We start from the raw sequence: 10969 nt of genomic DNA, 5'->3' as shown, positions 1-10969 counted from the left end.
GGTCTTTCGGGGTGATTTGCCCCGCTTGGCGGCCCGGGACGCATGACCTATGGCCGGTTGGTGGCGGCGGTCATTGCCGCTATCGTTGCCCGCGGCGGCGATTCCGCCGGTCCACCCCAACCACAGCCGGAGAAGATGATGGAAGGGCGCAAGGTCCCCTCGGTGGTGTTCAAGACCCGCGTGCGCGACGAGAGCGTCGGCGGACCCAACCCGTTCCGTTGGCAGGATGTGCGGAGCGACGAGCTGTTCCAGGGCAAGCGGGTGGTGGTGTTCTCCCTGCCCGGCGCCTTCACGCCGACCTGCTCCAACGAGCAGTGCCCGGCCTTCGAGCGGCTCTATGACGATTTCAAGAATCTCGGCATCGACGAGGTCTATTGCCTCAGCGTCAACGACGCCTTCGTCATGTACCAGTGGGGCAAGAGCCTGAACCTGAAGAAGGTGAAGCTGATCCCCGACGGATCGGGCCATTTCACCCGCCGCATGGGCATGCTGATCGACAAGGACCATGTCGGCTTCGGCCACCGGTCCTGGCGCTATGCCATGGTCGTGAAGGACGGCGTCATCGAAAAGTTCTTCGAGGAGCCGGGCATCAACGACGAGGGCGAGAACGGCGATCCCTATGGCGAATCCTCGCCGGAAACCGTCCTGGCCTACTTGCGGAGCTGAGCCGCCCGATTCGGCGCCCACCGGGGGCCGGAAAGCGGGGCGGGATGCAGGGTACAAGGCGAAAGGCCGGCGGGGCGAAGGCTCCGCCGGCCTTTTCCATGACCACACCGCGCCTGCGGCACCGGCGGCGGCAGGGCGCGGAATTGCGTATGAATGCGTGTATTATTGCAGTCGATATTCTTTTTATTAGACAATCAACATTGCATTGCTACCCTCCGTGCAGGCTTCGGCCACGGTTCCAGCCCCAGGGCCGGCCGGCAACAATCTGATCGTGCGCGGCCCGGCTTGCCGGGACGGAATCGGCACGGCGGGGACGGATGACGCGACGAAGGGGCGGGGCGCAGATCGCCGCTGTCCATGCGACGTTGATATCCCTAGCAGGGCAAAGGTGACCCTCCCATGAGCATTTCCAAGCAAGTCATTTTGAAGTCCGCGCTGGCGGCGCTCGTCGTCCTGGCGCCGCTTCCGGCGGCCGCCCAAGTCAAGCTGTCGGATCTGAAGCTGAAGATCGACCCGGCGCAGACCACGGTGTCGGGCATCTCCTCCGGCGCCTATATGGCCGGGCAGTTCCAGGTCGCCTATTCGGGGCTGGTCAAGGCGGCCGGTCTCGTCGCCGGCGGTCCCTATGACTGTGCCGAGGTGTCGGAGGGCGGCATCGCCCCGGCGGTGGTGGCGCTGAAGCGCTGCATGGATGTGGCGATGGGGGCTCCCAATGTCGACGCGCTGGTCGCCAACGCCAAGGCGCGCGAGAAGGCCAAAGACATCGACCCGCTGGCCAACATGGCGCAGTCGAAGATCTACCTGTTCAACGGCGACAACGACGTGACGGTGAAGCGCCCGGTCGCCGACGCCACCGAGCAGTTCTACAAGGCGCTGGGCGTGACGGACGCCAATTTCACCTATGTGAAGCTGCCGAAGGCGGCGCATGCCTACATCACCGATGGCTATGGCGCCGCCTGCGATTTCATCCCGAAGGAGAATGAGAAGAGCGAATACATCAACAACTGCCAGTATGATCAGGCCGGCGCCATCGTCCGCTTCTTCTACGCCGACGCCAGGATTCCGAACGCCCCGGCCGCGGCCCGCCAGCCGCAGCTGTTCAACCAGGCGCCCTTCGTCGGCGACACCAGCCGCAGCGGCATGGCCAAGACCGGCTACATCTATGTTCCGGAGGCCTGCGAGGGCGGCAGGCAGACCTGCCGCATCCATGTCGCCTTCCATGGCTGCAAGATGGCGTCGAACCTGATCGGCGATCATTTTGCAGTCCATGCCGGCTACAACCGTTGGGCCGACGTCAACAACATCGTCGTGCTGTACCCGCAGATCGACGGCGACGCCAAGCAGTCTTCCAACCCCAAGGCCTGCTGGGACTGGTTCGGCTACACCGGCTACGACTTCGCCCGCAAGGGCGGCTTCCAGATGACCGCCGTCCGCAAGATGATCGGGGCGCTGGCCGGGGAGTGATCAGGCCAGGGCTTCCCCGGCATGAAACGCCCTGAAAGTCGGACTTGAGTATCAAACATCCGGAGTCCGGCAGTTGGTTCGATATCCAATTGTCGGACTTCGCGAGCCCGACAGGGCTTGGCTTGCCGCCGGTGACATCACGGGCTCAAAGCCTTGCGATGCAGGAAGCGGATGACGGGACGTTCGTAAAGCCGGTGGTACAACACGCCCACGAGGATGGATGCGATGAGCGCCGCGAAGGCCGTCATGGCCCATTCATTCGCCGTGCCGAGCTTGACCGTATGCCTGTTGAGCGCCGGAACCGCCCGGAACACGAGGGAAAACAGCGGCATGTGAATGAGATAGATGGCGTAGCTCGCATCGCCCAGAAGCAGGAACAGGCGTGGCGTTCTGATGGCTCCAGCCTTCTCGAGGTAACATCCACCCAGCAGAATGAGGGAGAACGGGAACAGGAGAAGCCAGCGCATTTTGGGCAAGTCGAGGCAGAGGACACCCGCAAAGCTGATAACGCCTGCCAGAAGCAGCACGCTGCCGGCTGTCCGACCGGCATCCACTTTCCGCCAAATATACGCACAGACCAGACCGCCCATGAACTCCAGATTGATGGGGCCAAGAAACCTTTCAAAGGTTAGGCCGGTAAAAAACTCCCAGTGAACTGGCAATCTTGCCGCTATTATTATAGCCCATACAGAAATTGCGGCAAGGAAGTATTTCCTACACAGAAAATATAGTGAGAATATGGTGTAAAAAACCATTTCGTGGATCAATGTCCACGAAGCGGGAAGTGCAGGAGGCCTTGGGGCAGGAATCAGAAACAGAGAAGAAAGGACGCTGAAATTTTTCCTTTCTGCGATTCCGATATGCGGATTTATGGAATAAGCAGTAACAAGAAACACAGATATCGGCAGAAAAGGCGAGAATATGCGGATCAATCTTTTTATGGAATAGCGTTTTAAAGAAGAGAGTCCTTCTTCATTTTCATAATGGGCGGTGAGGATAATGAAGCCTGACAATACAAAAAAGAAATCAACGCCGATATAACTTTTCTCAGATATCGCTGTGAAAAGAAACGGAAATTCATGATAGGAAAATGAAGGAGAAGTTATCAGAATGTGATATAATACAACCATGATCGCTGCTACTGCGCGATAGGCTTGAATTATATCGATTCTATTCGAAATCTGGTAATTGTGGCTTGGTCTGTGCGCGCAAACACTCAAATCTCGTTTAGTCAATGATCGCGGTATCTTGCTGTCTTTCGGGTTTGACTTCTCTGCACAACGCGATCCGTTGAAAACCATAGTTTTATTATGCTTTCCACGACGAATGAGCGATGGGCTGATAAAAGAAAGCCCCTCTCCGGCAACCCGGAGAGGGGCTTTTTCACATCAGCGCAATCAAGCCTTCAGGATGCCGCGGCCGGCGAAGCGGGCGGCCACGCCCAACTGCTCCTCGATGCGGATCAGCTGGTTGTACTTGGCGAGGCGGTCGGACCGGCTGAGCGAGCCGGTCTTGATCTGGCCGCAGTTGGTGGCGACCGCCAGATCGGCGATGGTGCTGTCCTCGGTCTCGCCCGAGCGGTGCGACAGGACGGCGGTGTAGCCGGCCTTGTGCGCCATATCCACCGCTTCCAGCGTCTCCGACAGCGTGCCGATCTGGTTCACCTTCACCAGGATCGAGTTGGCGACACCCTGTTTGATGCCCTGGGCCAGACGCTTGGGGTTGGTGACGAACAGATCGTCGCCGACCAGCTGCACCTTGCTGCCGATGGCGTCGGTCAGCGCCTTCCAGCCTTCCCAGTCGTCTTCCGCCATGCCGTCCTCGATCGAGATGATCGGGAAGCGGCCGACCAGATCGGACCAGTAGGCGACCATCTGCTCCGGCGACAGCGACTTGCCTTCGCCGGCGAGCTCGTACTTGCCGTTCTTGAAGAACTCGGTCGAGGCGGCGTCGAGCGCCAGCATGACGTCGTCGCCCGGCTTGTAGCCGGCGGCCTCGATCGCCTTCATGACGAAGCCCAGCGCCTCGTCGGTGGAGCCGATGTTGGGGGCGAAGCCGCCCTCGTCGCCGACATTGGTGTTGTGGCCGGCGTCCTTCAGCTTCTTCTTCAGCGACTGGAAGATCTCGGAGCCCATGCGGATGGCGTCGGCGCCGGTCTCGGCACCCACCGGCATGATCATGAATTCCTGGATGTCGATCGGGTTGTCGGCATGGGCGCCGCCGTTGATGATGTTCATCATCGGCACCGGCAGCAGCGAGGCGAAGGCGCCGCCGACATAGCGGTAGAGCGGCAGGCCGGCATCCTCGGCCGCCGCGCGGGCGACAGCCAGCGACACGCCCAGGATGGCGTTGGCGCCGAGACGGCTCTTGTTCTCGGTGCCGTCCAGGTCGATCATGGCGAGGTCAATGGCGCGCTGGTCGTCGGCGTCCAGGCCGGCGAGCGCGTCGTAAATCTCGCCGTTGACCGATTCGACCGCCTTCAGCACGCCCTTGCCGCCGAAGCGGGCTTTGTCGCCGTCGCGCAGTTCGACCGCCTCATGGGCGCCGGTGGAGGCGCCCGACGGCACCGCGGCGCGGCCGAAGGCGCCGCTGTCCAGCGCAACGTCGACTTCCACGGTCGGGTTGCCGCGGCTGTCCAGGATTTCGCGGGCGTGAATCTCGGTGATGACGCTCATGGTCGGTCGATCCTTCGAGGAATGGCAGCCGCGTTGTCTCGCAGGCCGCGTTTTAAGGCGCGCAGGCTTGATAGCCCCGACGTCCGGGCGATGCAATATCTGCTTCGGCTTACAACCACGCGAAAATGCGGGGTTTTGCCGCGGAAATCAGAGGAATCCCTCCACCAGCGCCGCGAATTCGGCCGGACGTTCGGCATGCAGCCAATGCCCGACCCCCTCGATCATGCGGATTTCCGCCTTGGGGAAATAGTGGCGGATGGCGTCGTGATTCTCCGGCCGGATGTAGTCCGACGTGCCGCCGCCGATGAACAGGGTGGGGCCGTCATAGCGGGCACCGGCGAAATCGGGGAAGCCGATCAGCCCCTCCATGTTCGCGGCGATGGAATCGAGGTTGATCCGCCAGGAGAAGACGCCGTTCTCCAGCACCAGATTCTGCATCAGGAAGGAGCGCAGCGGCGCCTCCGGCACGGCGTCGGCCAGTTGGGCCTCCACCTCCGGCCGGCGGGTGACGCCCTCCAGCTTCGCGGCCTTCATCGCGGCGACATAGGGGGCGTGGGTGTGGGTGTAGGCGACGGGGGCGATGTCGGCGACCACCAGCCTCTCCACCCGGTCGGGATGGGCGAGAGCCAGCGCCATAGCGGCTTTGCCGCCCATCGAATGGCCGACCACGGTGGCGCGGGCGAAGCCGCGGTCGTCGAGGAAGCGCAGCACGTCGGCCGCCATGTCGGGGTAGCTCATGCTCTCCGCCCAGGGCGCGCCGCCGTGGTTGCGCAGGTCCAGCGCATAGACCCGGTGCTGCTCGCCGAAGCGGCGGGCCAGCGTCTGCCAGTTGCGGGCCGAGCCGAACAGGCCGTGCAGGACCAGCATCGGCGTTCCGCCATTGGCTTCGCCGGCTTCCAGATAGGTCAGGGGGAGGGCTTGCTGCTGCGGCATGTCGGGGACCTTTGACCGATTGGGTGACTGGAGATGCGCTCTGGACGGATGCGGGCGGCGATCCTATGACGAACGCGGGCGCATCGCTAGGATGCCGCCGGGCTAATTCTGCACCACAAGAGCGACCCAGCCATCGTGTTCCGTCATATCCTGTCCGTCGGCGGCCTGACCCTGGCCAGCCGGGTGCTCGGTTTCCTGCGCGACGTGCTGACCGCGGCGCTGTTGGGGGCGGGGCCGGTGGCCGACGCCTTCTTCGTCGCCTTTCGGCTGCCGAACCATTTCCGCGCGCTGTTCGCGGAGGGCGCCTTCAACTCCGCCTTCGTGCCGCTGTTCTCGGGCAAGCTGGTGCAGGACGGCGCCGCAGCCGCGCGCCGCTTCGCCGACGAGGTGATGACCCTGCTGGTCATCGTGCAGATGGTGCTGCTGCTGGCGGTGCTGGCCTTCATGCCGCAGTTCATGACGGTCTTCGCCCCCGGCTTCGCCGACGACCCGGAGAAGTTCCGGCTGGCGGTGCTGTTCACCAGCATCACCTTCCCCTACCTGCTGCTGATTTCCCTGGTCTCGCTCTATGGCGGCGTGCTGAACAGCATGAGCCGCTTCGGCGCGGCGGCGGCGGCGCCGATCCTGATGAACCTCTGCCTGATCGCGGCGCTGGTGGTCGGCACGCCGTTGATGCCGACGGCGGGCCATGCGCTGTCCTGGGGCGTGCTGGCGTCGGGTGTGGCGCAGTTCCTCTATCTGGCCTGGGACGCCCGGCGGGCCGACATGACGCTGCGGCCGGTGATGCCGCGGCTGTCGCCCGACGTGAAGCGCTTCCTGACGGTGCTGGGGCCGGCGGCGCTGGGGTCCGGGCTGACCCAGATCAGCCTGTTCGCCGACACGCTGATCGCGTCCGCCCTGCCGACCGGCGCGGTGTCCTACCTCTATTACGCCGACCGGCTGAACCAGTTGCCGCTGGGGGTGATCGGCATCGCGGTCGGGACCGTTCTGCTTCCGGAAATGTCCAAGCGGATCAAGAGCGGCGACGAGGCCGGCGCGGTCGACAGCCAGAACCGCGCCATCGAGCTGTCGCTGGTGCTGACCCTGCCGGCGGCCGTCGCCTTCCTGGTGGCGGGCACGCCGATCCTGTCGGTGCTGTTCCAGCGCGGCGCCTTCGGCCCGTCGGACGCCGCCGCCTCGGCCCTCACGCTGCAGGCCTATGCGCTGGGGCTGCCGGCCTTCGTGGTGATCCGCAGCCTGGTCAACGGCTTCTACGCCCGCCACGACACGGCAACGCCGGTGCGGGTGGCGCTGGCGGCGGTCGGCATCAATGTGGCGCTGAAGCTGGCGTTGATGGGGCCGCTGGCACAGGTCGGACTGGCGGTCGCCACCTCCGTCGGCGCCTGGGTGAATGCCGGCTTGCTGGCGCTGCTTCTGCACCGGCGCGGCCTGTTCCGGGCCGATGCGCGGCTGACCCGCAACCTGCCGCGCATGGCGATTGCCGCCGCAGCCATGGCCGGTGCGCTGTGGCTGGCGACGGAGCGGCTGGCCCCCTGGCTGGGCGCCATCGGCGTAATCGAGCGGCTGGGCGGGCTGGTGGTGCTGGCGGTCGTCGGTCTGGCCGTCTATGCCGTCGCCGCCGTCCTGCTGGGGCTGGTGCGGCGCAGCGACCTCGGCCGTCTGCGCCGCCGCCGGTCGAAGGCGTAGCTCAGCCTTCGGTCTGCAACGGACGCTGCGGATCGGCGCTCCATTCCGACATGGAGCCGTCATAGAGCCGCACGCCGGGCACGCCGGCGATCTCGCTCAGCGCGAACCAGGACACCGAGGCGAGGTGGCCGGTGTTGCAGAAGGTGATGGGCTGGTCGCGCAGCGGCAGCCCCGCCTTATCGGCCATCGCCTTCACCGCGTCGGGCGAGGCGAAGCGGTGCTCCGCCGGGGAGAAGAGGGCGGCGATGTCGAGATTGACGGCGCCGGGGATGGTGCCGGCGGCGCGGGCCTGCGGGCTCTTGGCCTTGCCGGCGAACTGCTCGGCCGAACGGGCGTCGTGCAGCGGCGTGCCGCCGGCCTGCACCGCCGCCTCGACCTGCTCCACGGTGGCGCGCAGGTCGGCGCGCGGGTGGACGGTGAAGGTCGCCGGCTTGCGCACCGCCGGCTGCGGTTCGACCGGGCCGCCGGCCGCGGTCCAGGCGGTGAAACCGCCGTCCAGCACCGACACCGCGTCATGGCCCAGCATCTTGAAGGTCCAATAGACGCGGGTGGCGTTGCCCATGTCCGATGCGTTGGCGCCGGCCGCCACCAGAACCACATGGTCGGCGTTGCCGATCCCCAGTCCGCCGATCAGCCCGGCCAGCACATCCGGCTCCGGCAACATCCCGGCGCCGCCGCCGACCACAGTCCGCCAGCCGGCCGTTGCATAGTCGGAATGAACCGCTCCCGGAACGAAGCCGCTGGCAGGCGGGGTCCGCACGTCGAGGACGACGATGCCGGGGCTGTCGAGCCGGCTTTTCAGCCAGGAAGCGTCCACAAGCGGGGAAATGCTGTTGTCGGTCATCAGGGTGAACCCGGTTCCGGTTGGTCGATGCCCTGCGGTGCCTGGATCGTTGCGAAGCGACAACGAAAGGACCGGCAGGCGGGCAGGGTCGACAGTGTGGGCGAAGCGCCGGTACGGGAAAAGCCCAATCTTGTCGCAATCCCCATCGGTCGGTGGCGTTGCCGGGTAACCCGTCCGGGGTGTAGGATGTCCCGTTCGTGTAAGAAGGCGCCATTTCCGGCGCGGGAGCTTGGACAGCCATGGCCAACATCGACGACCTGCTCGGCGCCGCCGATCCCAACGACGGCGACGCCTCGTCCTTCGCCATCGGCGATGCGCCGGTGGAGATCAAGGTCGTCATCGGCACCGCCATGCTCCGCGTCCGCGACCTGCTGAAGCTGGGCCGCGGCGCCGTCGTGGAACTCGACCGCCACCTGAAGGATCCGACCGACGTCTATGTCGAAGGCGTGCTGGTCGCCCGCGGCGAGGTGGCGATCATCGACGACAAGATCGGCGTCACCCTGACCGACTTCATCAAGTCCAGCCGCGAATGGAAGCGCTGAGCGCAGCGTCCCGGCATTGGGCCCACCTTTGGTAATGCTTCATTCGGTAGCAGCCGCGCCAGCGCTGGCGTCTTGACGGCGGGCGGTGGCTTTTGGTCTCGTTATGGGTGGTCGTGGGATGTGCCGTCGCCGACGGCATCGCCGGCCCGGAGAGCGAAGCCATGCCCCACCACGCCGTCTCGCCATCCTCCTGCCTGCCGCGCCATTTTTCGAACCCGAAAGCCGACCATGAGCGGGTCTATGGCCCGTCGGAACGCGCGATCCTCAGCCGCGCCGCCTTCGAGGAGGCGATGGCGGAGATCGGCGCCTGGCCCGGCTATGCGCCCACCCCGCTGCGCTCCCTGTCGGGACTGGCGCGGGAGGCCGGGATCGACCGCATCTGGTACAAGGACGAAAGCGCCCGTTTCGCGCTCGGCAGCTTCAAGGCGCTGGGCGGGGCGTACGCCGTGCTGCGGCTGCTGGCGCGGGAGGTGACGGCGCGGGTGCCGGGCGTGCCGGTGACGGCGCTGGACCTCGTGGTCGGCCGCTATGCCAAGGTGACGCGGACGCTGACCGTCACCACGGCGACCGACGGCAACCATGGCCGGTCGGTCGCCTGGGGCGCGCAGGTGTTCGGCTGCAATTGCGTGGTGTACGTTCCCGCCGCCTGTACGCCCGGCCGCCGTGACGCCATAGAGGCGTACGGGGCGCGGGTGGTGGTGGTCGACGGGTCGTACGACGACGCGGTTCGCCGGGCCGCCGCCGATGCGGCGGAGCAGGGCTGGTTCGTCGTCTCCGACACATCCTACACCGGCTATATGGATGTGCCGCGCGACGTGATGCAGGGCTACACCATGATGGTGGAGGAGGCGATCTCGCAGCTGCCCGCCAGCGAGCGGCCGACCCATGTCTTCGTGCAGGGCGGCGTCGGCGCGCTGCCCGCCGCGGTCTGCGGCCATCTGTGGGAAAGCTGGGGCCGCCAGCGCCCGCGCTTCGTGGTGGTGGAGCCGCACAGCGCCGACTGCCTGTATCAGAGCGCGGTGGCCGGGCGTCCGGTGCGGTCGGAAGGTGACCTGGACACGGTGATGGCCGGGCTTGCCTGCGGCGAGGTCTCGCTGCTGGCCTGGGCGATCCTGGAGCGCGGCGCCGACGATTTCCTGACCATTCCCGACGAAGGGGCGATCGCCGCCATGCGCAAGCTGGCAGACGGCAGGCATGGCGGCCGTCCGGTGGTGGCCGGCGAATCCGGTGTCGCCGGGCTGGCAGGACTGCTCTGCGCCGCGGCCCATGAGGAGACCCGGCGCGCGCTGGGCCTCATGCCCGACGCCCGCGTGCTGGTGTTCGGGACCGAGGGGGCGACCGACCCGGAGGTTTACGAGCGGATCGTCGGCCGTACGCCCGAGGCGGTCGCCGAAGGTCTGGTCAGCGCAGCAGGTCGGTGACGATGTTGGCGCCGTCGGCGCTCAGCCGGTCGGCGGTCTCGCGGTAATCGCGGGCACCGGAGAAACCGCCCTCCGCCGTCACCCGCTGAACCCAGGCCGGCGAGGCGCCGAGCGACACCAGACGGTCCACCATCATCCGGGTCGAGCGGAGCGTCATCCGGCCATTCTCCGCCATGCGCGGCGCATGCACCATGAACTCCGCCCGCGGGGCGGCATAGCGCGGATATCCGGCCAGATAGAGGCCGACGCACATGCTTTCGCAGGACTCGCCGTCGCGCACCCGGGTGGCGACCGGCCGCCCACCCCGGCGTTCGGCCAGCACGGCGTCGATCATCCGGTAACCGGCGGCGGTGAAGCCGCCCGGGCTCGACAGTTCAATCACCAGCGGGCGACGGGCCGGCAGGGCGCGCAGGGCATCGACGAAGCTGCGCTCCGCCCCCGGCGTGATGATGCCGTCCAGCCGCAGGATGGTGATGTCGCCCTGGTCGTCGCGGGACATGGCGGCATCGGGATAGTCGGACGGGGAGGGCGCGGCGGGGGCCGGGTTGACGGTGACGGGGGTCACGACGACGGGGTTCACGGTGACTGGGGCGGGGCCGGCCGTGCCGAGCGATAGGCCGTCGGGCCGGGTGGCGGCATGGCCGACGGTGGTGCCCGCCATCAGCAGTGCGCCCAGACCGACACCGAACCCGACCTTCCGCAGCAGCTTTCGCACCGACATCAGACCCTCCCGCGCTC

Annotated in this window: 10 protein-coding genes; 5 read left to right on the top strand and 5 right to left on the bottom strand. The window is 66.2% G+C overall.

Going from position 1 to position 10969, the window contains the following annotated elements; translation table 11 throughout:
- The first annotated feature begins 42 nt into the window (after positions 1 to 42).
- Positions 43 to 666, top strand: a complete 624-nt coding sequence (locus tag PWS46_RS20600; RefSeq protein ID WP_434622532.1) for a peroxiredoxin — start codon at positions 43 to 45, stop codon at positions 664 to 666.
- A 399-nt stretch (positions 667 to 1065) separates the two neighbouring features.
- Positions 1066 to 2130, top strand: coding sequence for an extracellular catalytic domain type 2 short-chain-length polyhydroxyalkanoate depolymerase (locus tag PWS46_RS20595; RefSeq protein WP_434622530.1), 1065 nt, complete (start codon positions 1066 to 1068; stop codon positions 2128 to 2130).
- Between the two features lie 137 nt (positions 2131 to 2267).
- Here the strand turns inward: PWS46_RS20595 and PWS46_RS20590 are convergent, their stop codons facing one another.
- The 3 genes from PWS46_RS20590 to PWS46_RS20580 form a co-directional block, all read right to left on the bottom strand.
- Positions 2268 to 3260: an acyltransferase family protein gene (locus PWS46_RS20590; RefSeq protein WP_434622528.1), complete on the bottom strand. Its 993-nt coding sequence runs from the start codon at positions 3258 to 3260 to the stop codon at positions 2268 to 2270.
- Between the two features lie 267 nt (positions 3261 to 3527).
- Positions 3528 to 4805 (bottom strand): phosphopyruvate hydratase, encoded by a 1278-nt coding sequence (eno, locus tag PWS46_RS20585; protein WP_434622526.1) that lies wholly within the window; start codon positions 4803 to 4805, stop codon positions 3528 to 3530.
- Positions 4806 to 4952: 147 nt separating this feature from the next.
- Entirely contained in the window at positions 4953 to 5738 is a 786-nt protein-coding gene (locus PWS46_RS20580; RefSeq protein WP_434622524.1) for an alpha/beta fold hydrolase, read from the bottom strand.
- 135 nt (positions 5739 to 5873) lie between these two features.
- On the opposite strand from PWS46_RS20580, the gene murJ reads away from it, so the two are divergent.
- Positions 5874 to 7424 carry a murein biosynthesis integral membrane protein MurJ gene (gene murJ / locus PWS46_RS20575; protein ID WP_434622522.1) on the top strand — a complete coding sequence of 517 codons (1551 nt, stop codon included), beginning with the start codon at positions 5874 to 5876 and terminating at the stop codon, positions 7422 to 7424.
- 1 nt (position 7425) lies between these two features.
- Here the strand turns inward: murJ and PWS46_RS20570 are convergent, their stop codons facing one another.
- Complete coding sequence (locus tag PWS46_RS20570) at positions 7426 to 8268, bottom strand: sulfurtransferase (protein ID WP_434622520.1); 843 nt, start codon at positions 8266 to 8268, stop codon at positions 7426 to 7428.
- Between the two features lie 239 nt (positions 8269 to 8507).
- On the opposite strand from PWS46_RS20570, the gene fliN reads away from it, so the two are divergent.
- Both fliN and PWS46_RS20560 read left to right on the top strand, forming a co-directional pair.
- Positions 8508 to 8810, top strand: a complete 303-nt coding sequence (gene fliN, locus PWS46_RS20565) for a flagellar motor switch protein FliN (RefSeq protein ID WP_085084056.1) — start codon at positions 8508 to 8510, stop codon at positions 8808 to 8810.
- 161 nt (positions 8811 to 8971) lie between these two features.
- The gene (locus PWS46_RS20560; RefSeq protein WP_434622517.1) at positions 8972 to 10231 is read left to right on the top strand and encodes a diaminopropionate ammonia-lyase; all 1260 of its coding nucleotides are present in this window, start codon (positions 8972 to 8974) and stop codon (positions 10229 to 10231) included.
- Here PWS46_RS20560 and PWS46_RS20555 read toward each other — a convergent pair.
- The gene (locus tag PWS46_RS20555; RefSeq protein WP_434622515.1) at positions 10212 to 10952 is read right to left on the bottom strand and encodes a hypothetical protein; all 741 of its coding nucleotides are present in this window, start codon (positions 10950 to 10952) and stop codon (positions 10212 to 10214) included. The genes PWS46_RS20560 and PWS46_RS20555 overlap by 20 nt on opposite strands.
- Positions 10953 to 10969: the final 17 nt, after the last annotated feature.

This window comes from Azospirillum sp. B2RO_4 (assembly GCF_051124815.1).
In the GTDB taxonomy this organism is placed as follows: domain Bacteria; phylum Pseudomonadota; class Alphaproteobacteria; order Azospirillales; family Azospirillaceae; genus Azospirillum.
Note: the sequence above shows the minus strand (reverse complement) of the source record. Positions and strands in the feature narration are given on the sequence as shown.